Consider the following 24,488-nt stretch of genomic DNA (forward strand, 5'->3'; position numbering starts at 1 on the left):
GCAGATTAAATGGATTTCTGTCTTCCTTTTGGAAACAGCAATAGAATAATATCTGCGGTGCAGATAAAGATTGAAGATGTGAAGCACGTGATCGCAATTACCGGAATGGCTGCAATTTCAGCAGCAGATACCACTGAAAACCAGCTTGGAAAACACGCCCTGTCCTACGACGCCCAGCTTGAGGCTTGGGTAGGCAAGCTTCCGTCAGTGCTTAAAGCTGAGATTGAAGCCATTCGTGCTGAAAACCGAAATTATCAGGCTTTGGATGCTTCGGTGTTGTATGCGATGTACGTCTCAAGATTGGCGACGCAACAAGCGGGTTGGCAAAAGGAAAGTGATTTTGGGATCAACATTGGGTCGTCACGTGGTGCGACGCAGCTTTTTGAACAGTATTTTGAGCATTTCCTTCAAAATAGTAAAAGCGAACCACTGGCTTCTCCAACCACAACCTTGGGAAATCTTTCTTCTTGGGTTGCGCAAGATTTACAAAATAATGGTCCGGATATTTCCCACTCCATCACTTGTTCAACGGCTTTGCATGCGATGCTAAACGGGGTTGCCTGGTTGCAAGCCGGGATGTGCGATAAGTTTTTAGTTGGTGGTAGTGAGGCGGCATTGACGCCGTTTACCATCGCACAGATGAAAGCCATCAAAACCTACTCGCGAGCTTCGGCAGATGCACAATTTCCGTGTTTAGCTTTAGATCTAGATAAAACTGAAAATACAATGGTTTTGGGTGAAGGTGCTGCTGCAGTTTGTCTTGAAAAAGGAAAGAATGAAAATGCACTGGCGTATATCACCGGTGTAGGTTATGCGACCGAAAAGCTCAAACACGCGGTATCGATTTCTGCCGAAGCACTATGTTTTCAAAAATCGATGCGTATGGCGATTGAGGATGCTTTTGGAACTGGTCAAGATGATGAGATTTCCGCCTTCGGGGAAATGGCTAAACAAGTAGATGCTGTGGTGATGCACGCGCCGGGAACGATTGCGGGCGATAAAACCGAATATCTTGCCATCAAAAAAATATTTGGAGAACGCCTTCCGTTATTAACAACCAATAAGTGGAAGATTGGGCACACCTTTGGGGCGAGTGGCTTGCTCAGTTTTGATACAGCGATGCACGTGGTTCAACATGGCGAATATGAGGAAGTTCCCTTTATTTCGGCGCAAAAGCCACCTAAACAAATTAAAAATATCTTGGTTAATGCGGTGGGTTTTGGTGGCAACGCGGTGAGTATTTTAGTAAGCAAGGCGTAGTTTGCGCTATTTATAAACAACATATTTAGTATTTTTGAAACCGCTTCCAGAACTTAAACTTCAGAGCGTTTGATTTTGAAGATTTAGGTTTAAGTAAAAAATTGAATTACATGAGACACAATTGGACCCGCGAAGAAATTCTAGAGATTTACAATAAACCGTTGATGGAATTGCTTTACGAAGCCGCAACGGTACATCGTGAGTTTCACGACCCAAATACGGTACAGGTTTCCACATTACTTTCTATAAAAACAGGAGGTTGCCCAGAAGATTGTGGGTACTGCCCGCAAGCAGCCCGATACCATACTGATATTGAGGGCAACGACTTGATGCGAGTAAGTCACGTAAAAGCGCAAGCCTTACGTGCAAAAGCTGCCGGTAGCTCACGCGTTTGTATGGGTGCTGCCTGGAGAAATGTAAAGGATGGTGAAGAGTTTGATCAGGTTTTAGAAATGGTGCGTACCATAAATAAACTGGATATGGAAGTGTGTTGTACGCTAGGTATGATCACCGAAAATCAGGCGCAGCGTCTGGCTGAAGCCGGTTTGTATGCTTACAATCATAACTTAGATACGTCAGAAGATTATTATAAAGATGTGATTTCTACACGCGCCTTTCAGGATCGTTTAGATACGATAGGCAATGTGCGTAAAACTAACGTCACGGTATGTAGCGGTGGAATCATAGGAATGGGAGAAAAAGTAGAAGACCGCGCAGGAATGCTGGTGGCACTAGCCACTTTAGATCCACAGCCAGAGAGTGTGCCTATTAATGCGCTTGTAGCAGTTGAAGGAACTCCGATGGAAGATATAGAACCTATTTCTATTTGGGAAATGGTGCGTATGGTTGCCACTACCCGTATTGTAATGCCGCAGACTCAAGTGCGACTAAGTGCAGGACGTACACAGATGAGCAGAGAAGGGCAGGCTATGTGTTTCTTTGCCGGAGCAAATTCGATCTTTGCGGGTGATAAATTACTTACCACGCCTAACCCTGATGTGAACGAGGATATGGAAATGTTCAAGCTGTTAGGATTAAATCCGCAAACGCCTTTTGTGAAAAAAGCACAGCCGGAAACTGTTGAAGCAGCAGATTCTAAACATTTGCCTAAAGGCGAAAAACCAAAATGGTCACGACCAGGGCATACCATTCCGCGTAATGAAGAAGCGAAAGCAAAGGCTAAAGCTTAATTAAATTTTAGAACATACTTGAAACTTACCGAAATACATAGGGTAAAAAGCATTACCAAAGCGGAGTTTGTAAAAAACTACCTAAAGCCACAAAAGCCGGTGGTTATAGAGAATCTCATAGGAGATTGGCCGGCGTATGACAAGTGGAGTTTAGATTATATTAAAGAGATCGCCGGCGATAAAGAAGTGCCGCTCTATGATGATCGTCCGGTAACGCACGAAGATGGTTTTAATCAGGCACACGCCAAAATGAAAATGGCAGATTATGTAGATCTGCTGAAGCGTGAACCTACCAACTATCGTATTTTCTTGTACAATATTATGAAGGAAGTGCCTTCGCTTAAGAAGGATTTTAAGTTTCCGAAAATAGGATTGCGGTTGATCAAGCAGATCCCGATGGTGTTTTTTGGGGGTGAGAACTCTAAAGTATTTATGCACCACGACATTGATTGGGCCAATATTTTACACTTTCATTTCCACGGAAAAAAGCGCTGTATTTTATTTCCGCCAGATCAAACCGAAAATCTGTATAAAGTACCACACTCCTTGATCACAAGAGAGGATATCGATTTTGATCATCCTGATTATGAGAAATTCCCGGTGCTTAAAAAAGCCGAAGGTTTAGTGTGTGATTTAAAACACGGAGAAACTTTATATATGCCCGAAGGCTATTGGCATTATATGAAGTATGTAACGCCCGGATTTAGCATGAGCTTGCGTGCATTACCAAGAAAGCCTAAACACCTCTTACAAGCCGTGTATAACGTTTTTATCATGCGTCATTTTGATAACTTGATGCGTCGCCGTAAAGGGCAAGCCTGGATTGATGAGAAAAATGAGCGAGCTATCGCAGAAACGCATAAAAAACACGGGTTGGCAGTTTAAGGAATCAACTCTTTAGCCTTTTCATAAACCCAATCTCCCGGCCAGCCGCGATAAAGGAGGTAATCAGCTAATTTTTTACGCTTTTTGTATTTGTCTTTTTCGGTGAGTGAGTCAAAACGTTTTTGTGCCAAAGCGTCAAACGTATTTCGGTATTCTTCTTCGGGGATTTCGGTAAAGGCTTTGTTTATGAGGTAAGTGCCTATTTCGCGTTGCTTCAATTCTTGTTTGATGCGGTTTTTTCCCCATTTTTTATGACGAAATTTTCCGCGGGCAAAACTACGGGCAAAGCGTTCTTCATCTAGAAATTTATGCTGGAGTAAGTGGTAGATGATCGCGTCTACAGCATCGGGTATCATTCGCATTTGAATCAACTTTTCACGCACCTCTTTGTGACAGCGATCTTGATAGGCGCAATAGGCTTCAAGCTTGCGCTTGGCTTCTTCTACAGTGTAAGTTTTTGTGGGTTGTTGATTCAAAATTCTAGGTTGAGAATTCAAATTTAAGGTCTTTTTAATCCACTACAGACCAATTTAGTTCAAAGCTTCTAATTTTTCTCCCTTTGGGAGAAATGCCCGTCAGGGCAATGAGGGTCCAATAAAAAACCCCCACCGTTTGCACGATGAGGGTTGTTTCAGTTTATCTAATTTCTTTCCCGTCTCTTGTAAAACGGTACTCGAGATACGTGTAAGCATCTCTGGGCATTATTTTAACCCATTTTTTGTGTTCTAAAAACCATTTAGAACGTACTGAAGGGAAGCCTTTTGTCAAGAAGGCTGCTATAAACGGATGCGTGTGTAACGTGATCTTTTTATAGTCTTTTTTGAATAGTTTGATCAAATCTGCTTGTATGCGATTTACAACACTAATAGGCGCTTCGATCTCACCGTCTCCGTTAGGGTCTTTTTCTCGAGTTTTTATATTCATCTCGGGACGCACACGTTGACGTGTGATTTGTATAAGACCAAATTTACTAGGCGGTAAAATTTTATGCTTGGCACGATCGTCGCTCATCTCATCACGTAGGTGATTAAACAGTTTTTTGCGATTTTCGGCTTTGCCCATATCGATAAAATCTACTACTATGATCCCACCCATATCGCGCAGACGAAGTTGTCTGGCAATTTCGGTGGCAGCGATCAAATTCACTTCTAAAGCAGTGTCCTCTTGACTTTTTGCTTTGCTTGAGCGGTTACCGCTATTTACATCTATTACGTGAAGGGCTTCGGTATGTTCTATTACCAGATAGGCTCCTCTACTCATAGAAACGGTCTTGCCAAACGAAGTTTTTATTTGACGCTCTATGCCGTGTTTTTCATAAATAGGCACAGTGTTTTGATAGAGTTTTACGATACTTTCTTTATTAGGTGCAATCTCTTGCAAGTAGTCTTTGATTTGGTAGTACAATGTTTCATCATCTACGCAGATGTTTGTAAACGAGTCGTTAAAGAGGTCTCTTAACATAGAAGAGGCTCTATTCATCTCGCCTAAAACTTTACTGGGCAAATGAGCATTGTGTAATTTTTTACACATGGCGGTCCAGCGGTCCACCAAGTTTTGTAGATCTTTGTCTAGCTCTGCAACCATTTTTCCTTCAGCGACGGTGCGTACAATCACACCAAAACCTTTGGGGCGAATGCTTTGCATCAAGCGTTTAAGTCTTGCTTTTTCTTCTCGGGATTCTATTTTTTGAGAAATAGAAATTCGGTCAGAAAAAGGAACGAGAACCACATATCTCCCGGCGATAGAAAGCTCACTGCTAATTCTTGGGCCTTTAGTTGAGATGGGTTCTTTTACCACTTGAACAAGAATTGACTGGTTAGATTTAACAGCATCTGCTATTTTTCCGTTTTTGTCAATATCTTTTTCTGTAGGAAAGTTTTTTAAGGAAAAATCCTTGAGTTTACCTGTGCTTACACGTTTTACAAATTTCAAAAGAGTGGGAAGCTGAGGTCCTAGATCGTGATAGTGCAAAAATGCATCTTTCTCGTAGCCCACATTGACAAATGCGGCGTTAAGACCAGAAACCGTTTTACGTATTTTAGCGATAAAAATATCGCCTACGCTAAACTGGTTATCTTCCTCATCCTTATGTAATTCTATTAGTTTACCATCTTTTAAAAGGGCAAAATCAACTGAAGTGGAACTGGATCGAATTATTAATTCATTATTCACGCTTCATTAAATTATATCCACAGCATCATCCATAACGGATTGCTGCAAAAGATTAAACATTATTTTTCACAGGAATTTGTGTTTACGTTAGGAGGGTCTGTTTTTCTAAAAATTTAGAAAACGGCTCCTGATGTCAATGAACGGTATTATACTAAACGTATAATAAAAGAAAAAGTAGTGCTAGACTACTTTTTCTTCTTGTGACGGTTAGCACGACGACGTTTTTTACGCTTGTGCGTCGCTACCTTGTGTCTTTTTCTTTTCTTACCACTTGGCATAAGAATTCAATTTAAAATTAATAGTTAGTTTTCGTCTACAGATACGTTTGACTTAACACCTTCAACAAATACCTTTGCAGGTTTAAATGCAGGGATGTTATGAGCTGGTATCTTGATTGTAGTATTCTTAGAAATGTTACGGCCGGTTTTCTCAGCACGAGTTTTAATGATAAAACTTCCAAAACCTCTTAGGTAAACATTGTCACCACCTTCTAAAGAATTTTTTACTTCAGTCATGAAGGTTTCAACAGTTGCTTGTACATCGTTTTTCTCGATTCCTAGTTTCTCAGAAATTTTGGCAACAATATCTGCTTTTGTCATTGCTTGTTATTTTAGGGGGTTAAAAATTTTCAAGGGTGCAAATATACATATTAATAAATCAATATTTCAAGCGTAAAAGATTAAAATATAACTAGATAAACGGTTAATTTGACCAAAAGGTATTTTTTGTGTTAAACTTTTCTAAAAAACTCATACACTGGTATTTACAAAATAAGAGAGAACTGCCCTGGCGACAAACTCAAGACCCTTATAGCATTTGGTTGTCTGAAATCATACTTCAGCAAACGCGTGTAGAGCAGGGAATGCCCTACTATTTTAGCTTTGTGGAGACCTATCCTGACGTAAAAGCACTGGCTGCTGCTCCAGAAGATGACGTCCTTAAATTATGGCAAGGCTTAGGTTATTATTCACGCGCCAGAAACCTGCACGCCACGGCAAAAAAGGTAGCTTATGATCTTGATGGTATTTTTCCGGATACGTATAAAGAATTAAAGAAGCTTAAAGGAGTGGGGGACTACACCGCCAGTGCCATTGCTTCTATATGTTTTAATGAAGCAACTGCTGTGGTTGATGGTAATGTATATCGCGTGCTCTCTAGAATTTATGGGATAGACACTCCTATTAATAGTACACCCGGGGCGAAAGAATTTAAAGCTTTGGCTCAAGGGCTTATAGATAAGAAGGATCCTGCTACGTTTAATCAAGCGATTATGGAATTTGGCGCCACACAATGTAAGCCTAAGAATCCGTATTGTTTGCATTGCCCTTTCAGTGAAAGCTGTGTCGCTTTTCAGCAAGGAAGGATTGCCGATTTACCCGTAAAGAAAGGAAAGATCAAAGTGCGAGATCGCTTTTTTAATTATTTGATCTTCATTACTCGTAAAGGTGAAACCCTGATTCAACAACGTAAAGAAAAAGGAATTTGGCGCGGACTATTTGACTTTCCGCTTTTAGAAACTGAAAAGGACTTGCAGGAAGAACACTTTCGCGAAAGCGCAAACAAGTTGATGATTTTAGGAATGGATAAACCGGTCAAATTTGAAGCGTTGCCGGTAGAAGAGATTATTCTGCAACAACGAGCGCCTATTATACATAAGCTATCGCATCAAAAACTACATGTGAAATTCTGGGTGGTAAAGCTTAGTGAAGCATCTGGTTTGCAGACGATGGCTTATGAGCGTCTAGGTGATTTTGCAATTCCGCGAGTAATAGATCGTTTTTTAGAAGACTTTGATTTTAAAGACTTTTTAGAATAAAATAAAGAATTTTGACCCGTATTTATTGTGAGGTGTTAACGCCATTTTAGTTGAGCAACTCCTTAATTTTAGTTACTTTTGACCTCTAAAACTTAGAGAATATGTCTGGTACGCTAAATAAAGTAATGCTCATAGGGCACACGGGTGATGATGTAAAGATGCACTATTTTGAAGGCGGTGGAGCGATTGGTCGTTTTCCGCTTGCGACAAATGAGACGTATACTAACCGTACTACGGGAGAGCGCGTAAGTAATACCGAGTGGCATAACATCGTTGTGCGTAATAAAGGAGCTGAGATTTGCGAAAAGTATCTCAAAAAAGGAGATAAAGTTTATGTCGAAGGAAGAATCAAAACACGTAAGTGGCAAGATGAATCTGGCGCTGAGCGTTACAGTACAGAAATTCAATGTACAGACTTCACTTTCTTAACACCTAAAGATGCTAGCGGAATGACCTCGCAGTCTACAGGTGTGCAGCCGGCACAAAGTACTGCTCCTGCAAGCACTCCTAAACCTTCTCCATCACCGGTCTCTCCCGGTTATGAAGATGACGATGAAGACGATTTACCATTTTAATTATACCGACTAAACAAATTAATTGCATTGGATCCTGACCCCCCAAGTTTATTAATTATTCAGCAAGGCTTTTCGGTAACTACGGTTATAGAGATTGTTGCTGTGATTGTTTTACTTATTTGTTCTGCACTGATTAGTGGTACAGAAGTCGCATTTTTTGCGCTTACTCCGGCAGATCTTGAGCTTGATGTAGAAAAGCAAACCAAGAAAGAAAGTCTTGTGGTGCGCCTACTCGAGAAGCCAAAAAAGCTGCTTGCGACTATTTTGGTTGCCAATAATTTCATCAACATTGCGATCGTACTCATTTTTGCCAGTCTTGGCGAAACCCTTTTTGCAGGTCTTGAGCAATACCAGTTCTGGATCATCAACCTTAGATTTCTTGTTGAAGTAGTTGCGGTAACTTTTTTAATCTTGATGTTTGGTGAGATTCTGCCTAAGGTTTACGCAAGTAGGAATAAAGTAGCATTTTCCGGTCAGATGGCTTATCCTATGCTGGTTTTGGATGTGATCATCTCGCCTTTGAGTATTCCTATGCGCGCAGTTACTTTGTTTCTTCAGGACCGTTTTGGGAAACAGAAAGCAAATATTAGTATAGATCATCTTGGTCAGGCTTTAGAGCTTACGAGTGAGGATGATACATCGGTAGAAGAGCAAAAGATTTTAAAGGGAATCGTAAGTTTTGGTAACACAGATACCAAGCAGGTGATGAAACCGCGGATGGATATTTTTGCGCTCAATGAGGAGCTGACTTATCAAGAAGTGATTCCGTTGATCATTGAAAATGGGTATTCGCGAATACCTGTTTTTACAGAAAACATCGACAATATTGCCGGAATTCTTTATGTAAAAGATTTGCTTCCGCATATAGATAAAGAGACTTTTGAGTGGACGAGCCTGTTGCGGGATCCGTACTTTGTTCCTGAGAACAAAAAGCTTGATGATCTGCTCAATGAGTTTAAAGACAAGCGTAATCACCTTGCAATCGTCGTTGATGAATATGGCGGGACCAGCGGTTTGATCTCTATGGAAGATATCATCGAAGAAATCGTGGGCGATATCAGCGATGAGTTTGACGATGAGGATATTATTTTCTCTAAACTTGATGACAACAATTACATCTTTGAAGGGAAAACTTCACTGAAGGATTTTTATAAAGTGATCAGGCTTGAAGACAATACGGCTTTTGAAGATAATAAAGGCGAAGCCGAAACGCTTGCCGGTTTTTTACTTGAAATATCTAAAGGTTTTCCGCGGAAGAACGAAATACTAAATTTTGAGCATTACGCGTTCACTATTGAAGTGATTGATCAAAAGCGTATCAAGCAAATCAAGCTTACTATTAAAGATATAGATTAGGCGTAAAATCATTTCCTTGAAGCAATTCAGAACATATTTTTTTATAGCATTTTGTTGCGGAATTCTGTTTTCTTGTAAAGAAGAAGTGCTCCCTAAACCTGATGGTTTTCTCGCGCTCGATTACGATAAACCTGACTACACTGCTTATACAAGTACTGATTGTCCTTATGAGTTTATGAAAAATACCAAGGCGGTCGTGCGTTATAAAAGTGACTGTTCTGCGGTGTTGGAATATCCCGAAATGAACGGTGCATTATACCTTACGTATAGACCGGTAAATAACAATATTAAAGAGTTGTTGGTGGATGCACAAAAACTCACCTATGAGCACGTGGTTAAAGCGGATAATATCGCCGAAGAAAAGTATGTAAATGACTATCACGGCGTATATGGGATGTTTTATGATGTGGCTGGTAATGCTGCTTCTCAATCCCAGTTTTACGTGACTGATAGTACTTCGCATTTCATAACCGGTTCTATTTACTTTAATGTGACGCCCAATTACGACAGTATTCTTCCTGCTGCGGCCTATCTTAAAAACGACATCAGACATTTGATGGAGTCTTTAAAATGGAAGAAATAAGCGTTTCTCGATACTTTTCTGCGTATTAAATCCCAATTTTGCAGCTCAAAATTGAGCTATGCAAGAGACCAATAAAAAGTGGTTGTATCTTTTTATACTTTCGTTGATCTGGGGTACTTCGTATATTTTGATCAAGAAAGGTTTGGTAGGTTTAACACCCTTGCAATTAGGCGCATTTAGAATTGTTTTTACTACGATTTTTCTCTTCCTAATCGGTTTTAAAAAGCTGTTTAAAATCTCAAAGCAGCAGTGGGGTTGGGTTGCTTTGAGCGCGCTACTGGGTACATTTCTACCGGTATTTTTATTCTCTTATGCTGAAACGCAAATAGACAGCAGTATCGCTTCGATCTTAAATTCGTTAGTTCCACTATTCACAATTGTTTTAGGATTTTTACTGTTTAACATCGCTTTTACCCGTAACCAAATTATCGGGGTTGTTTTGGGGCTTTTAGGAGCGGGAATACTCATTTTTCAAGGTGCTGAAGTGAACCCTGAACAAAATTATCTTTTTGCCGGTTTTGTTGTGCTTGCCGCGCTGTGTTATGCAGGCAACGCTAATATTCTAAAGGCGAAACTGCAGGAAGTTTCTTCTTTGGCAATTGCGGTGGGAAACTTTAGCGTAATGCTCATTCCTGCGTTAATCGTGCTTTATTTTTCCGGCGGAACGCAATTGAATATCGAAGACCCTGCAATTAAAAGTTCTTTGCTCTATGTATTGATCCTGGCGTTTTTTGGGACTGCACTGGCCAAAATTTTATTCAATAAATTGGTGCAAATATCTTCGGCGGTGTTCTCGACTTCAGTGACCTATTTGATTCCTATTGTTGGAATCTTTTGGGGCTTACTCGATGGAGAGCGTTTCACCTTAATCCATCTTCTTGGTGCCGGCGTCATTTTAACCGGCGTGTATCTGGTTAATGCGAATAGAAAACAAAAAAAGACCAACGGTTAAGTTGGTCTTTCTTGATTTATTGGCACCGCCAAAGGATTTAAAAACCCTTAGCGCATACGTTTAAAGCTTCTTTCTATTCAAAGTCTGCGTCACTTACACCTTCATTCACTTTGATTTCAGAGAATGTAAATTCGATGTTTTGAGGTCCCATAGATTGAGATAATTTGTAAGGAACAACAATCGCTCCCGCCGGCTTATAGTCATCAAACTGAATGGTCTGTACAAAGGTTTGACCTTGCATTTCTTGTGTGGTCTCTTCTTTAATTTTCAAACCGCTTTCGGTGTCATAAAATGCTTTTTTAGTATCAGTAAGTGCGACTGCGTACGCATTTTTACCGTCAACTTTTTCGATACCTAAAAGATTTATAGAAGCGTCGTTGATCATATTGACTTCCGGGATGATCGCAGCCTCTTTTTTCAATGCTTCAACTTGCTCCGGAGACGGATTCATAGTTTGTCCCTGCGCAGAGATCGAAGCATTATCTCCATTTAAGACCTGCTTAGACATCACATTACCCATTACCGAAATTTCTTGTAAAAATTGGTCTTTATTCGTTTTCTTGATGGTCAGTTTTAAAGGCGTGCCTTGAACGCTACCTTCTCCCATCATAACGATCGAATTAATTCCTGCAACAGCTTCTTTACCACCAATAGCTTCAATATAATTATTAAAAACGGTAGTTGCCGTAACACCTTCAGGAAGCGCTACTTCATAGGTAGGTTTTTCAACCGCATTGGCTTTTTTGTCAAAATACTTAACCGGAATGGTTTTTCCTTTATAGGTTACCTTTTCAAGGTTTTCAAGAACTTCACTTCCTTTACCCGCGATCACGATGCGTGCATTATCACCTAAGAAATATTTTTTAGCGACACGCTGCACATCTGCAACCGTAACGGCGTTTACTTTACTTAGATAATCTTGATAAAAATCATCGGGTAGGTTTTCGGTTTCCTTATTTAATGCAAAGCGCGCAATAGTGCTTGGCTGCTCTAACGAGCGTACAAAGCTTCCTACATATTTTGCTTTAGCATTTTTGAGATCTGTTGCTGAAACAGGCTCTTGACGAATCTTGTCAATTTCTTCTAAGAAAGCAACAACAGAACTGTCTGTTACCATATTACGTACACTTGCCGAAGCGCTAAACGAAGTTTTACCATATTTACTGTCGCTGATGCTTGAATACGCGCCATAAGTATAGCCTTTATCTTCTCTAAGATTTAAGAATAAACGACCTTCTCCGCCGCCGCCTAGAATTTGGTTAGCGATCAATACCGGGAAATAATCAGGATCGCTCATTTTTAAATCTACAAGGTTTTGTACGATTACCTGAGATTGTACGGCGTTAGGCATATCAACAAAATCAATTTCTGGAGTAGAAACGTTTTGAGGAGTTGCAAAATCATTGCTTAATGCAGCACCTTTTTTCCAATCTTTAAAATCGGCTGAAACCCATTTTTTGATGTCTTTAAAATCAACATCCCCAACCACTACGAGGTAAGCATTATTAGGAATAAAAGCCTTGTTGTAAAATGCTTTAGCGTCTGCCAAAGTTATTTTTTCTAAGCCTTCCTGAGTTTCAAACTCCCCTTTAGGATGATTCTTACCATAAAGTAGCGCCCGGCTTACTTGACCAGCTGCTGCCGCAACACTTTTTTCGTTGGTTTTTAAACCTTCGATCAATTTGGTTTGCTCTTTTTCAAATTCTTCCTGTGTAAAATTAGGATGAATTGCAGCGTCTGCGAGTAATTCTAGAATGCGCTCTGCATATTGCGAAAGTCCGCTAGCAGATGCGTATTGTGAGCCAAAACTCATACGAGCACCCATATAATCAACTTCTTCGTTAAAGTCATCTTTGCTGATGCTTTGCGAACCTTGGCCTAATAAAGATCCCGCTAAGGCTGCAGCGCCTGTTTTGTCCCCTTCGGCGATTGGTGGGTTGTCTAAAGTAAGTGTGTAGGCAACTCGTGGTAATTTGTGGTTCTCAACCACGATCACTTTAAGTCCGTTTTTTAAGGTAAAAGTTTCCGGCTCACTTAGATTGATTTCCGGAGCGGGACCAGCCTTAGGTTGAGTGCTTCGGTCTATTTGAGCTACTGCACTTAAGCTGCAGATAAATAGTAAGCTAAAGAATATATTTTTCATCTAAATCGTATTTTAATTCTGTTTCTGAAGTTTAAAGCGGATTATAAACTGAAGATTACTGATCTTCTTTTTTAGGTAAATATTCTACTTCTACGCGTTGGTTAGGCTTCAGGTATTTATTAGCAACTTCTTTGATCTCTTCTCTGGTGATCGAACGGTAAATTTCTATTTCAGAGTTGATCAAATTAGTGTCGTCATAAAGCATGTAATTGCGCGCCAAAGTGTTTGCAATACCCTCTACGCTAGAATTTGAGTTTACAAAATTAGTTTCGGCTTTGTTTTGCAATTTCTCGTAATCAGATTCAGAGATAAGTTCGTTGCGCAATTTGGTTATTTCTTCTTCCATACCTTCTATAAGCGTGTCAAGGCTTGTTTCGCCAAGCGGAAGACCAAAAATGATATACATACCATAGTCTTCTTGCTCAAGGTTTATAGCACCAATTTGAAGCGCTTTTTTCTCATCGTCAACCATCTTTTTGTAAAGCTTAGAACTTTTTCCGTCGCTTAAATAAGAGGATATCATATTGAGAACATAAGCGTCGCGGTCACCATATCCCGGGGTGCGGTATGCGGTTAGAATCGCAGGAACTTGAATGTTAGAGTCGTAAAATTGGCTACGTGTAGCCTCGGTAATTGGCTCTTCGGTAGGATAACTGCGCTCAAGCGCTGGTCCACTTGGGATAGGACCAAAATAGTCTTCGATTAATTTTTTAGTTTCATCAACTTCGATATCACCGGCAACAACTAAAACAGCATTGCTAGGCTTGTAATATTTATCAAAGTAATCCTTGAACTCCTGTAAAGAAGCTGCGTCAAGATCTTCCATATAACCTACGTTTGGATCTTTGTAAGGATGGTTTTCAAAAAGTTGCTCGCTGATTGCAAATAGAAACTGACCATAAGGCGAGTTGTCATAACGTAAACGGCGCTCCTCTTTGACTACTTCGTTTTGTGTATCTACACCGTCTTGCTTGATGACCGGGTGAAGCATACGCTCAGACTCCATCCATAAACCTAATTCAAGGTTGTTTGACGGAAACACTTCATAATAATAGGTGCGGTCTTGAGAGGTGTTGGCATTATTGGTTCCGCCGTTTGAACTTACGATTTCAAACCATTTTCCGTTCTCAATATTTTCGGTTCCCTCAAAGAGTAAATGCTCAAAAAAGTGAGCAAAGCCCGTGCGGCCATCCTCGCGATCTTTTCCTCCCACGTGATACATTACAGAAGTAGTGACTACAGGAGCGGTGTTATCCTGATGTAAAATAACGTGTAAGCCGTTATCAAGATCATATTCTTCAAATTCTACCTCTTGCGCCTGAATTGAAAGGCTCATCGCAAAAATTGAAGCCAGTGAAAAAAGCGTTTTTTTCATGAATAGAGTTTTTATTTTGTTTCGGTAATAAGTAATGGATATGGAGCGAATGTTACATACTGATTCAATTTTAACATTCATAGTAATTTTTAATTAGCAATAAAGTTAAGGTACTGCAAACTGAATTTTTGAATATTTAATTTTAACAAGATGTTAGCTGACATTGAGCGTTTTAATTATGAAATTTAGTAGGAATCAAAAAAAATAAAGTTATGCTTAAGATCGCACTTCCTATACGTTTTGGCATCGCCATATCTGCTGGCTTGATCGCTTACTTTCTCGTTTTAGCCTTATTTGAATTACACACCAATCCGTTGTTCAGTTTGTTTAATGGCGTGATAACCGGTTTTGGAATTTATGAAGCCATTAAATACTACAAACTCAGTAAAGGAAAAGATTTTGAGTACGGTGATGGTTTTTCTGTTGGCGTTGTGACTGGTTTTGTTGCAACGATCATTTTTACCGCTTTCTTTGCACTATATGCAGGTAATCTCAATCCCGATTTTTTAAGCAATATGATCGCGGCTTGGGAAACGACGTACAATACCAGTTTGGGTAGCGTGATTTTTGTAGTGGCCATTATGGGGTTTGCAACCAGTACAGTACTGACTTTGAGTTTTATGCAATTATTTAAGCCCAGCTGGAATTTAAAAAAGAAACCAAAAACTACTCAAGCGTAATTTTACATTATTGGTTTGTATTGTAAGTAAATAGCTGTATATTTGCGCCCTCTTAAATCAGAAGGTTTAAGAATTTTTAAAACTATTTTTTAATAATTACGCTATGTACGCAATTGTAGAGATAGCAGGGCAGCAATTTAAAGTTGCAAAAGACCAGAAGGTTTTTGTGAACCGCTTGGCAGGAGAAGAAGGAGACGAAGTTTCTTTTGATAAAGTTCTTTTGGCAGGAGATGGTGACAACATCACTTTAGGCGCCCCGGCTATAGAAGGAGCTCTAGTAGGAGCAAAGATTTCACGTCATTTAAAAGGAGACAAAGTAATTGTTTTCAAAAAGAAAAGACGTAAAGGTTATAAGAAGAAAAATGGTCACCGTCAATCTTTAACTGAGATTGTAATTGGCGATATTTCTTTAAAAGGAGGCAAAAAAGCTGCTCCTAAGACCGAAAAGAAAGAAGCAAAAGCTGAAGAGCCAAAGGCTAAAAAAGCAAAAGCTTCTTCAAAAGGAGATGATCTTAAAAAGATTGAAGGTGCAGGACCAAAAGCTGCTGAAGCATTAGTAGCTGCAGGAATTGATACTTTCGCTAAAGTTGCCAAGACTTCTCCAGAAAAATTGAGCGAAGTTCTTTCTGAAGCAAGCTCAAGATTAAGCCACATCGTTACTGAAACTTGGCCAAAGCAAGCTGCTTTAGCTGCTGAAGGAAAGTGGGATGAGCTTAAAGAATTACAAGATAGATTAGACGGCGGAGTAGAAAAATAAACGCTGAATTAAGTATAACCATAAAACTAGAATAAGATGGCTCACAAAAAAGGAGTAGGTAGTTCTAAGAACGGTAGAGAATCAGAATCGAAACGTCTAGGTGTTAAGATTTTTGGTGGTCAAGCAGCAGTAGCTGGTAACATCATCGTTAGACAACGTGGTAACACGCACCATCCAGGTGATAACGTTTATGGTGGAAAAGATCATACTTTACACGCTAAAGTAGACGGTATCGTTAAGTTTACTAAAAAGAAAGACAACAAATCTTATGTATCTGTAGTACCTACTGCAGAAGCTTAAGAACTTTGTTTAAGATCTAAAAAGCCTCATTATCGTTAAGATAATGAGGCTTTTTTTATGCCTTGATTTAAACTTAATCTAATAATGCGGTAACATTAGACCATTATATTGCTTGATTAAGCAGAAGCAATGTTGAGGTATTTATTTTTTATTCTTTTTTCTTGCGTAGCCGGCAGTATTCAGGCGCAGCAAATAAAAGAGCGTTTTCAGGTTTTTGAAGATTCTGTTTTTTATGCCTACAAAAACGAACTAGACTCTGCCAAAAAAAGTCAGGATGCAGCGCAGTTGAGTCTTGCGCATTTCAATTTAGCCCGGTTTTATAAGCAAAGTCAGATCTACACAGAAGCGGTCACGCATTATAACGCAGCGCTTGAAAATTCGCAGCAAAGCAGTCAGACTACCGCAACAATACAGAACGAACTCGCTGAAATATACATAGCGCTCAATAATTATACAAAGGCGATAGAGTTTTTAAACAGTAGCTTGGGCTATTCAGAAGCGCAGCAGTTTTTACAGCTTCAGGCGAAGAGTTATCAACTGCTTGGTACCTGCTGGGAAAAACAGGAGCAACCTCAAAAAGCCCTTGAATTTCAGCAAAAAAGTCTACAAATCTATCAAAATCTAGCTGATGTCACGGGTGAAGCTGTTGTTCTTGAAAACATCGGTAGCATTTATGAGGACCTGAAGGATTACGATAAAGCCTATACCTATTTTGAAAAAGCCTTCAGTTATTTTAAAAATACCGAAGACGAAAGGCAAGTTAACGCATTAAACAATCTGGCCGATGTCTACCGGAAAAAAGGAAACTACGCGCAAGCCATTGTTAAGACCACTGAAGCCCTAGAGCTTGCTGAGACGTTTCAAAATGCGCATCAGGTTGAAAGTGCCTATAAAGATCTGTCAAAAGCTTATGCATTAGCGCAAGATTTTAAGCTGGCGCATCACTATGCCTTAGCCTATCAAGATCTGGTAGAACAGCAGTTTTATTCTCAAAACTTTAATCAGCTTAACGCATTGCAAACGGTGTATGAAACCAAAGAAAAACAAGCTAAGATAGATTTGCTTCAGGCGAAAAACAAAACGGCCCAGATCAAGTTTATAGCGCTTTTACTGACCATATTTGTGCTGGTTGCTACTTCCGGATTGCTTTTTTACATACAGAAAAGAAAGCGACAAGCGCGGTTAGCTGTTGAGCTATATAAGCAACGAGCGCTAGAAGCTGAGTTGGAAACAAAAGCCGCTCAGGAGCAAAACCTACAAAATCAAATTCAGCTTAAAACGGCCACGCTTTCCAAATACAGTTTGAGTCTGGCTCAAAAGAACAAGCTGCTTGAAGAAGTCTCAGGAACTTTACAAAAATTGAGCACGCGTAAACGAATGGATATTCCTGCGAAACTCCATGAACTTTCTAACGATCTGAATACGCATTTGCAAGAGGAGAATGAATGGGAACAGTTTATGGGGCTGTTTAATGAGATTCATCCTGATTTTACTCGAAAGCTCAATCAGGCAGCACTACAAAAATTATCGGCTACAGAACTTCGCTTGTGTTTGTTACTTCGTCTTGATCTTTCGTCTAAAGAGATCGCTTCGGTATTGCGCATAACTCCAGACAGTGTTCGGGTGGCGCGTTACCGTCTGCGTAAAAAATTACCGCTAGAACGAGAAGATGAACTCGTGAATTTTATGCTAAAGTTATAGAAACACCTCGAGTTTTTCTTCAAGGTTACGCGTGTGTAAAGTTTAGGTAATTGTTGCCTTGTTGTAGCCTCTAAATTCTGGATTCTTTACAATTTGTTAGACTTTAATTTAGCCCGTGTTTAAAGGGCTCAGGTAAATTTGGTGCAAACAAAACATCAAAAAAATGAAAATAATTACTAGTCTAAAGTTGCTTGTTGTAACGCTGCTTTTTACCTTAAATTATTCCGGATTATCTGCTCAGGAAGGCATTATTCAGGGAGTAATTACAGATGAATACGGTATCAATGTTCCGGGTGCCGCGGTGATGATTGATGACCTTAATAAAGGAGCTGTTTCTAACCAAGACGGGAAATTTACCTTTGTTGAAATCCCTGAAGGCAATCACACACTTACCATAAAATATTTAGGTTTTGCAGATTTTACCAAAGAGGTGATGGTTACTGCGGGCAAAACTACTTCGGTTTCTATTTTATTAGCTTCAGAAGAAACCCAGCTAGACGATGTGCAACTTGTGGGATTTAGTGCCGGCGGTCAGGCCAGAGCATTAAATACGCAGAAGAACAATGTAAACATCACCAATGTGGTTTCTACAGATCAAATTGGGAAATTCCCTGATGCTAATATTGGTGACGCGACAAAACGTATTCCGGGGATCACGATGCAAGTAGATCAAGGGGAAGCGCGTAATATAATCGTGCGTGGTCTTGCGCCACAATTAAACTCGGTAACCTTAAACGGTAGCCGTATTCCTTCAGCAGAAGGAGATAATCGTAACGTACAGATGGACCTTATTCCTTCTGATATGATCCAGACCATTGAAGTGAATAAAGCGGTAACTCCAGATATGGATGCAGACGCTTTAGGTGGGTCTGTAAACTTGGTTACGCGCTCTACGCCGCAGAGTTTTAGACTTTCGGCAACAGGTGGTTCAGGAATCAATTTTATTACTGATAAACGCATTTTAAGCGGATCGTTCTTAGTAGGTGACCGCTCTAAAGACAAAAAGTTTGGTTGGATGGTTTCAGCATCGATCAATGATAACGACTTTGGTAGTGATAACGTAGAAGCAGAATGGGCAGATACGTTTGCTTATACCAATGCCGCGGGCGAAGAGGTTGAAGAAGACGTGAATCCGTATGCGAGTGTTTATGAGAACCGCAAGTATTTGGTACAGCGTGTGAGACGTAGTTTTTCGGCCAATTTTGATTATAATTTTGACGAAAACAACGAGATCTACTTAAAGACGATGTATAACTGGCGCGATGACCGCGAGAATCGTTTTGCGTATTCTAGTGAAGTTTTAGATGCCGAAGACATTATGGAAGGAGATTTTGAGATCGTAAACGGCACACCTTCTCGTTTTCCGGTAGAGGCAAAACGAGAGACTAAAGGAGGTATTCCCGGCGGAAGAATTCAAAACAGACGTCTTGAAGATCAGCGTATGCAAAATTATAGTTTAGGCGGAAATCACCTTTTCGGAAACCTGAAGTTCACCTGGATGGGTTCTTTCGCAAAAGCTTCAGAAGAGCGCCCTAACGAGCGTTACCTAGTGTATGCTACAGAATATGGAATCAATAATGAGATCAACGACACGCGCAAGCCTATTCATACGCCAGCTGCTGCTGAAGATTTAAGCGAATTTGAATTAGACGAGCTTACTGAAGAATACCAGTTTACCGAAGAAAAAGACATCAACTTCTTTGCTAATTTTGAGCTTCCTGCAGATTTCTTTGCTCAGGGTGATGGTAGTGTGAAATTTGGTGTACGAGGCCGTTTTAAAAACAAAAATAGAGCTAATAACTTCTTTGAATATTCACCGCTTACCGGTGCGTTAGATAATCTGGCAATGGTAGATCAGCGTGCGTATACGGGTGATGATTTCTTAGCAGGTGCAAAATACAGACCGGGCGTTTTTGCTTCACCAGAATTTTTAGGAAGTCTTAATCTTAATGATGCTGCTGCTTTTGAAGGTGAAGCGCTTCCTGATGAATATCTTGGTGACAACTTTGATGTGACCGAAAATGTATACGCAGGTTATGTAATGACCAATCAGAAACTTTCAGATAAATTGAGTGTACTTGTAGGTCTTCGGGTTGAAAATACACGAATAGAAAGTACGGGTAACAACTTTGATGTTGACGAGCCGGAAGCCTTTACGCAAATCAACGATGAGAGTTCGTATACTAACGTATTGCCAGGCGTGCATTTCAAATACAACGCTTCAGAAAATACGGTATTACGCTTTGCGTGGACAAACACGTTAGCTAGACCTAATTACATCGACCTTGTGCCTTACAGACAGCGAGAAGATGATGAGGTTTCTATAGGTAACCCACAGTTGAATCCTACCACGGCGATGAACTTTGATTTTATGGCCGAGAAGTATTTTAGTTCAGTGGGGATTCTTTCAGGAGGTGTATTTTATAAAGACTTAAACGACTTTATCTACACTAGCGTTTCAGAAGAAGAAAGTACCGGTTATGAATTGTACCAGCCGCTTAATGGAGATAAAGCACGTATTTTTGGTGCAGAAGTCGCGTTTCAGCGTCAGTTGGATTTCCTTCCAGGTTTCCTAAAGAATTTTGGTATCTACGTTAATTATACCTACTTGAATTCTGAAGCAAAAGGTATCGCTAACGAAGACGGTGATATGCGTGGTGATCTTGATCTTCCGGGTTCTTCGCCTAATATGTTTAACGCGTCACTCTCGTATGCAGACAAGTGGTTTAGCGCGCGGCTTTCAGGAAATTACTCTGATGCGTACATAGACGAATTAGGAGGTAACGCTTTTGAAGATCGTTTTTATGACGAGCAGTTTTTCTTAGACTTTAACGCGACCGTTTTCTTGTCACGAAATCTTCAAGTGTATGCAAACTTGAACAACATTACCAATCAACCCTTACGTTATTACCAAGGTGTTAAAAACCGTACCATGCAAATGGAATACTACAGCACGCGTTTAACTTTTGGTGTAAAATATGATTTATTCTAGAATGAGAAATTTAAAGTATATCGCCGGCATAGGCGCGGCAGTGGTTTTATTTTCCTGCGGAAGCAAAAAGTCGCAATTGCCGGAAATTAAACCTGATATTATTACCGAACATGTAAAGTATGATACCGATGATCCTGCGATCTGGATCAATCCGGAAGATGCATCGCAGAGTATCGTTTTTGGTACCGATAAGGATACAGATGGCGGAATTTTTGCCTTTGATCTCGAAGGAAAGATTATTCCTGAGAAATCAATTCCCAATATTCAACGCCCTAACAATGTGGATCTGCGTTACGGTTTTCCGGTAACCGATTCAACACAAACCGATATCATCGCGTTCACCGAAAGAGAGCGTAAAATGTTGCGTATTTATTCAGTGCCTGATATGAAGCCTTTAGATGGTGGTGGTTTTCCGGTGTTTGCTGATGACGCTAATGAAGCGTTTCAGTATCCTATGGGTGTCAGCTTGTATAAATCGGCTGTTGATGGCGCATTCTATGCGATTGTTGGCCGTAAAACGGGACCAACCGAGAATTACTTGTATCAGTACAAAATCACAACCCAAGCCGATAGTTTGGTAGGTTTTGATTTGATACGCAAGTTTGGGAACTTCAGTGGTAAAAAAGAGATCGAGGCCATTGCTGTTGACGATGCTATGGGGTTTGTGTATTATTCTGATGAGGGAGACAGCGTAAAGAAATATTATGCAGAACCTGCTAAAGGAAATGAGCAACTTGCCGCTTTTGGACAAGAAGATTTCTTAGAAGATATTGAAGGGATCGCGATCGCAGCTTACGAGGACGGTAGCGGAATGATCATTGTGTCAGATCAGCAATACGGTCAGTTTAATATTTATGATCGTAAAACCAATGAGCTGATTAAAGCTGTAAATCTTACCACAACAGAGACCGATGGTTGCGAGGTGGTGACCGTACCTTTAAATGACACGTTCAAAAACGGTTTGTTTGTCGCAATGAATGACGACGGAACCTTTTATTATTACGATTTGGGTAAGCTGAAATAGAAGATACCCCAAGTCATAATCAATAAAAAACCCGCCTGTGTGGCGGGTTTTTGTGTTTTAAAATAATACGGATTACAATCCTGGGTACGTGCCGGTAATGATCTCGATACCATCAATAACCCAACCTACGATAAAGAATCCTGCGGTTAAGATAAAGACAATGTTCCATAAAATCGGACTACCTAAATACCATCTGTGTGCTGCAAAGGCTCCTAAAAATAACCAAAGCAAGATCGCTACAGTTTGACGATCTGCCGCTACCGCAGCAGGAGAAATAAGTTCGCTTGAAGCTTCAGCAGCAGCGTTAACTTCAGTGGTTGCTTTTGCAACGCGCTCTACAGGAAAGCCGGCAAAAGTTGTTGTTGAAATCATTAGCAGAAGTGCCAGTGAAAAGATAATTTTGAAATTCATAAGATCTAAGGTTAATTAAACTACCTAAAATGTACGCTATTTTGAGAAACCCTTCCTTTCGATTATTCTTGTTTTTGATATGTTTAACTTTTGGCAGCAGCTTAAAAGCGCAAGAATATGAGTTCTTTGGCGTCATCAAATTGAACGATACTTCGTTCATCAGTTATAAGGTTTTGTTTGACCGTGTCAACGATTCTATACAAGGTTATTCCCTTACCGATTTCGCCGGGAAGCACGAAACCAAATCCAATATTAAAGGCTATTATAATGAAGCTGAAAACCTGCTAAGCTTCGAAGAGTATGACATCGTATATACTAAATCGCCTGTCGTACAAAAGGATTTTTGCTTTGTAAACTTTGAAGGAAAGGTGCGTAATTTAGATCGCGTGAAAGCCTTCAGTGGGGATTTTAGAGGGCTATATGCAGACGGTACTTCTTGCCTCGACGGAATGATCATTGTAAACTCTGGCCAGGAGGTTAAAAAACGTGTGGAGAAAATAGATAAAGTGGTACAGCGCTCCCGTAAATTTTCAGATTCTATTAAGAAAAATATCAAGGTGGCTAAGGTGCTTGACACCCTCACACGTAACATCATCGCAAAAAATGAAAACCTGAATATCTTCACTCGTGATCAAAAAATAAAACTAGCGATCTACGATGCCGGAAAGGAAGATGGTGATGTGATCAATTTGTTTGTAGACGATAAACCGGTATTAGAAAACTATACCGTGCTGCATGAGATTAAACACTTAGAATTTGATCTTAAAAATGTCGAAACTAAAATTAGAGTAGAAGCAGTAAGTGAAGGAACTTCGTCTCCTAATACTGTGCGATTAGAAGTAGAGGACAGTCGCAATTTTGTGCGTACCATCACCAACTTAAAAGAAGGAGAACACGCGCAAATGACGCTTGTAAAAAAATAACCCCCGCAATACTGCGAGGGTTATTATATCTTAAATCTAATCTCTTCTCTTAAATATTAAGTCTTTGATTAGTATCTGTAATACTCCGGCTTGTAAGGTCCTTCAACGGTTACACCAATGTATTCAGCTTGCTCTTCGTTAAGTTGCGTTAACTCAACGCCTATTTTTTCTAAGTGTAACGCAGCAACTTTCTCATCAAGATGCTTTGGTAGCATATACACTTTATTCTCGTAGTTGTCGCTGTTTTTCCAAAGTTCGATCTGCGCCAAAGTTTGGTTGGTAAACGAGTTACTCATCACAAAACTTGGGTGACCGGTTGCGCAACCTAAGTTTACCAGACGTCCTTCCGCTAGAAGAATAATATCTTTTCCGTCGATGGTGTATTTATCAACTTGAGGTTTGATCTCGTCTTTAGTATCGCCATAGTTTTCATTCAACCAAGCAACTTGGATCTCATTGTCAAAGTGGCCAATGTTACACACGATGGTTTTGTCTTTCATCGCTTTAAAGTGCTCACCACGTACGATATCTTTATTTCCGGTAGTGGTGATCACAATATCAGCTTTGTCAAGAACCGTTTCTAAACGTTTTACTTCAAAACCGTCCATTGCCGCTTGTAACGCACAAATAGGATCAATTTCAGTAACGGTCACGATAGATCCTGCACCTTTAAAAGAAGCAGCAGTACCTTTACCTACATCACCATAACCACAAACTACAACGCGTTTTCCTGCAAGCATAACATCTGTAGCACGACGTATCGCGTCTACTGCGCTCTCACGACAACCAAATTTATTGTCAAACTTAGACTTTGTTACACTGTCATTCACGTTAATCGCCGGCATAGGCAAAGTGCCTTTGTTCATACGCTCGTATAAACGGTGAACTCCGGTAGTGGTTTCTTCAGAAAGACCTTTAATTGCAGCAGCAAGTTCTGGGTATTCATCAAGAACCATATTGGTTAAATCTCCACCATCATCAAGAATCATGTTTAACGGCTCGCGCTCCTCTCCGAAGAATAGCGTCTGCTCGATACACCAGTTGAATTCTTCCTCGTTCATTCCTTTCCAGGCATAAACCGGGATTCCTGCAGCAGCAATAGCAGCGGCAGCGTGATCTTGGGTAGAGAAAATATTACAAGAACTCCAAGTAACATCAGCACCAAGCGCCACTAGCGTTTCGATCAAAACTGCGGTTTGTATGGTCATATGCAAACAGCCCGCAATACGAGCGCCTTTTAAAGGTTGTTCTGCACCATATTCTTCACGCAAAGCCATAAGGCCAGGCATTTCAGCTTCGGCAAGTTCTATTTCTTTTCTTCCCCAAGCTGCCAAAGAAATATCTCTGACTTTATAAGGAACGTACTGCACGGTTTTCGTTGACATAATCTTAT

The 24,488-nt window shown here is 40.2% G+C and carries 22 protein-coding genes; 15 read left to right on the plus strand and 7 right to left on the minus strand.

Going from position 1 to position 24,488, the window contains the following annotated elements; genetic code table 11:
• The first annotated feature begins 9 nt into the window (after window positions 1-9).
• The 3 genes from HCN54_RS15875 to HCN54_RS15885 all read left to right on the plus strand — a co-directional run bounded on the left by HCN54_RS15875 (window position 10) and on the right by HCN54_RS15885 (window position 3,335).
• Window positions 10-1,260: a beta-ketoacyl synthase N-terminal-like domain-containing protein gene (locus HCN54_RS15875; RefSeq protein WP_240924903.1), complete on the plus strand. Its 1,251-nt coding sequence runs from the start codon at window positions 10-12 to the stop codon at window positions 1,258-1,260.
• A 110-nt stretch (window positions 1,261-1,370) separates the two neighbouring features.
• Window positions 1,371-2,450, plus strand: a complete 1,080-nt coding sequence (bioB, locus tag HCN54_RS15880; protein ID WP_410503575.1) for a biotin synthase BioB — start codon at window positions 1,371-1,373, stop codon at window positions 2,448-2,450.
• 18 nt (window positions 2,451-2,468) lie between these two features.
• On the plus strand, window positions 2,469-3,335 hold the full coding sequence (locus tag HCN54_RS15885; protein ID WP_167598558.1) for a cupin-like domain-containing protein: 867 nt from the start codon (window positions 2,469-2,471) through the stop codon (window positions 3,333-3,335).
• On the opposite strand, the gene HCN54_RS15890 is transcribed toward HCN54_RS15885, so the two are convergent.
• The 3 genes from HCN54_RS15890 to HCN54_RS15900 form a co-directional block, all read right to left on the minus strand.
• Window positions 3,332-3,811: a regulatory protein RecX gene (locus tag HCN54_RS15890; protein ID WP_167598559.1), complete on the minus strand. Its 480-nt coding sequence runs from the start codon at window positions 3,809-3,811 to the stop codon at window positions 3,332-3,334. The genes HCN54_RS15885 and HCN54_RS15890 overlap by 4 nt on opposite strands.
• Window positions 3,812-3,971: 160 nt before the next feature.
• Window positions 3,972-5,507: a ribonuclease E/G gene (locus tag HCN54_RS15895; protein ID WP_167598560.1), complete on the minus strand. Its 1,536-nt coding sequence runs from the start codon at window positions 5,505-5,507 to the stop codon at window positions 3,972-3,974.
• Between the two features lie 302 nt (window positions 5,508-5,809).
• Window positions 5,810-6,106 (minus strand): HU family DNA-binding protein, encoded by a 297-nt coding sequence (locus HCN54_RS15900; RefSeq protein WP_009778552.1) that lies wholly within the window; start codon window positions 6,104-6,106, stop codon window positions 5,810-5,812.
• A gap of 128 nt (window positions 6,107-6,234) precedes the next feature.
• Here HCN54_RS15900 and mutY point away from each other — a divergent pair, with 128 nt between their 5' ends.
• From mutY to HCN54_RS15925, 5 genes are all read left to right on the plus strand, one after another.
• Complete coding sequence (gene mutY, locus HCN54_RS15905) at window positions 6,235-7,323, plus strand: A/G-specific adenine glycosylase (protein WP_167598561.1); 1,089 nt, start codon at window positions 6,235-6,237, stop codon at window positions 7,321-7,323.
• A gap of 101 nt (window positions 7,324-7,424) precedes the next feature.
• The gene (locus HCN54_RS15910) at window positions 7,425-7,898 is read left to right on the plus strand and encodes a single-stranded DNA-binding protein (RefSeq protein WP_167598562.1); all 474 of its coding nucleotides are present in this window, start codon (window positions 7,425-7,427) and stop codon (window positions 7,896-7,898) included.
• 27 nt (window positions 7,899-7,925) lie between these two features.
• Window positions 7,926-9,254 (plus strand): gliding motility-associated protein GldE, encoded by a 1,329-nt coding sequence (locus tag HCN54_RS15915; protein WP_167598563.1) that lies wholly within the window; start codon window positions 7,926-7,928, stop codon window positions 9,252-9,254.
• 16 nt (window positions 9,255-9,270) lie between these two features.
• Window positions 9,271-9,837: a gliding motility lipoprotein GldD gene (gldD, locus tag HCN54_RS15920; protein WP_225599864.1), complete on the plus strand. Its 567-nt coding sequence runs from the start codon at window positions 9,271-9,273 to the stop codon at window positions 9,835-9,837.
• 58 nt (window positions 9,838-9,895) lie between these two features.
• Window positions 9,896-10,789, plus strand: coding sequence for a DMT family transporter (locus HCN54_RS15925; RefSeq protein ID WP_167598564.1), 894 nt, complete (start codon window positions 9,896-9,898; stop codon window positions 10,787-10,789).
• Between the two features lie 73 nt (window positions 10,790-10,862).
• Here the strand turns inward: HCN54_RS15925 and HCN54_RS15930 are convergent, their stop codons facing one another.
• Together HCN54_RS15930 and HCN54_RS15935 are read right to left on the minus strand one after the other, a co-directional pair.
• Complete coding sequence (locus HCN54_RS15930) at window positions 10,863-12,932, minus strand: insulinase family protein (RefSeq protein ID WP_167598565.1); 2,070 nt, start codon at window positions 12,930-12,932, stop codon at window positions 10,863-10,865.
• A gap of 55 nt (window positions 12,933-12,987) precedes the next feature.
• A complete protein-coding gene (locus HCN54_RS15935) occupies window positions 12,988-14,307 on the minus strand; it encodes a M16 family metallopeptidase (RefSeq protein WP_167598566.1) in 1,320 nt (439 codons plus the stop codon).
• 212 nt (window positions 14,308-14,519) lie between these two features.
• Between HCN54_RS15935 and HCN54_RS15940 the strand changes: the two genes are divergently transcribed.
• The 6 genes from HCN54_RS15940 (at window position 14,520) to HCN54_RS15965 (ending at window position 21,761) form a co-directional block, all read left to right on the plus strand.
• Window positions 14,520-14,987 (plus strand): DUF4199 domain-containing protein, encoded by a 468-nt coding sequence (locus tag HCN54_RS15940; protein WP_072981220.1) that lies wholly within the window; start codon window positions 14,520-14,522, stop codon window positions 14,985-14,987.
• Window positions 14,988-15,090: 103 nt separating this feature from the next.
• Window positions 15,091-15,744 carry a 50S ribosomal protein L21 gene (gene rplU, locus HCN54_RS15945; RefSeq protein WP_167598567.1) on the plus strand — a complete coding sequence of 218 codons (654 nt, stop codon included), beginning with the start codon at window positions 15,091-15,093 and terminating at the stop codon, window positions 15,742-15,744.
• 36 nt (window positions 15,745-15,780) lie between these two features.
• Entirely contained in the window at window positions 15,781-16,044 is a 264-nt protein-coding gene (gene rpmA / locus HCN54_RS15950) for a 50S ribosomal protein L27 (protein ID WP_072981224.1), read from the plus strand.
• Between the two features lie 129 nt (window positions 16,045-16,173).
• Window positions 16,174-17,745, plus strand: coding sequence for a tetratricopeptide repeat protein (locus tag HCN54_RS15955; RefSeq protein WP_167598568.1), 1,572 nt, complete (start codon window positions 16,174-16,176; stop codon window positions 17,743-17,745).
• 163 nt (window positions 17,746-17,908) lie between these two features.
• Window positions 17,909-20,737: a TonB-dependent receptor gene (locus tag HCN54_RS15960; RefSeq protein ID WP_205881693.1), complete on the plus strand. Its 2,829-nt coding sequence runs from the start codon at window positions 17,909-17,911 to the stop codon at window positions 20,735-20,737.
• Window position 20,738: 1 nt separating this feature from the next.
• Window positions 20,739-21,761 (plus strand): phytase, encoded by a 1,023-nt coding sequence (locus HCN54_RS15965; RefSeq protein WP_167598569.1) that lies wholly within the window; start codon window positions 20,739-20,741, stop codon window positions 21,759-21,761.
• 72 nt (window positions 21,762-21,833) lie between these two features.
• On the opposite strand, the gene HCN54_RS15970 is transcribed toward HCN54_RS15965, so the two are convergent.
• On the minus strand, window positions 21,834-22,172 hold the full coding sequence (locus HCN54_RS15970) for a TM2 domain-containing protein (protein ID WP_167598570.1): 339 nt from the start codon (window positions 22,170-22,172) through the stop codon (window positions 21,834-21,836).
• 29 nt (window positions 22,173-22,201) lie between these two features.
• On the opposite strand from HCN54_RS15970, the gene HCN54_RS15975 reads away from it, so the two are divergent.
• Window positions 22,202-23,095, plus strand: a complete 894-nt coding sequence (locus HCN54_RS15975; protein ID WP_240924905.1) for a hypothetical protein — start codon at window positions 22,202-22,204, stop codon at window positions 23,093-23,095.
• Between the two features lie 68 nt (window positions 23,096-23,163).
• Here the strand turns inward: HCN54_RS15975 and ahcY are convergent, their stop codons facing one another.
• The gene (gene ahcY, locus HCN54_RS15980) at window positions 23,164-24,480 is read right to left on the minus strand and encodes an adenosylhomocysteinase (protein WP_167598571.1); all 1,317 of its coding nucleotides are present in this window, start codon (window positions 24,478-24,480) and stop codon (window positions 23,164-23,166) included.
• Window positions 24,481-24,488: the final 8 nt, after the last annotated feature.

The sequence above is a fragment of the Leeuwenhoekiella sp. ZYFB001 genome (genome assembly GCF_011784865.1).
Taxonomy (GTDB): domain Bacteria; phylum Bacteroidota; class Bacteroidia; order Flavobacteriales; family Flavobacteriaceae; genus Leeuwenhoekiella; species Leeuwenhoekiella palythoae.

Coding starts and splice junctions, on each gene's coding strand:
- rplU (WP_167598567.1), top strand. CDS start 15,091: ATGTACGCAATTGTAGAGATAGCAGGGCAGCAATTTAAAGTTGCAAAA.
- rpmA (WP_072981224.1), top strand. CDS start 15,781: ATGGCTCACAAAAAAGGAGTAGGTAGTTCTAAGAACGGTAGAGAATCA.
- HCN54_RS15910 (WP_167598562.1), top strand. CDS start 7,425: ATGTCTGGTACGCTAAATAAAGTAATGCTCATAGGGCACACGGGTGAT.
- HCN54_RS15935 (WP_167598566.1), bottom strand. CDS start 14,307: ATGAAAAAAACGCTTTTTTCACTGGCTTCAATTTTTGCGATGAGCCTT.
- HCN54_RS15900 (WP_009778552.1), bottom strand. CDS start 6,106: ATGACAAAAGCAGATATTGTTGCCAAAATTTCTGAGAAACTAGGAATC.
- HCN54_RS15955 (WP_167598568.1), top strand. CDS start 16,174: ATGTTGAGGTATTTATTTTTTATTCTTTTTTCTTGCGTAGCCGGCAGT.
- HCN54_RS15875 (WP_240924903.1), top strand. CDS start 10: ATGGATTTCTGTCTTCCTTTTGGAAACAGCAATAGAATAATATCTGCG.
- HCN54_RS15970 (WP_167598570.1), bottom strand. CDS start 22,172: ATGAATTTCAAAATTATCTTTTCACTGGCACTTCTGCTAATGATTTCA.
- HCN54_RS15960 (WP_205881693.1), top strand. CDS start 17,909: ATGAAAATAATTACTAGTCTAAAGTTGCTTGTTGTAACGCTGCTTTTT.
- ahcY (WP_167598571.1), bottom strand. CDS start 24,480: ATGTCAACGAAAACCGTGCAGTACGTTCCTTATAAAGTCAGAGATATT.
- HCN54_RS15965 (WP_167598569.1), top strand. CDS start 20,739: ATGAGAAATTTAAAGTATATCGCCGGCATAGGCGCGGCAGTGGTTTTA.
- HCN54_RS15925 (WP_167598564.1), top strand. CDS start 9,896: ATGCAAGAGACCAATAAAAAGTGGTTGTATCTTTTTATACTTTCGTTG.
- HCN54_RS15975 (WP_240924905.1), top strand. CDS start 22,202: ATGTACGCTATTTTGAGAAACCCTTCCTTTCGATTATTCTTGTTTTTG.
- HCN54_RS15930 (WP_167598565.1), bottom strand. CDS start 12,932: ATGAAAAATATATTCTTTAGCTTACTATTTATCTGCAGCTTAAGTGCA.
- HCN54_RS15940 (WP_072981220.1), top strand. CDS start 14,520: ATGCTTAAGATCGCACTTCCTATACGTTTTGGCATCGCCATATCTGCT.
- bioB (WP_410503575.1), top strand. CDS start 1,371: ATGAGACACAATTGGACCCGCGAAGAAATTCTAGAGATTTACAATAAA.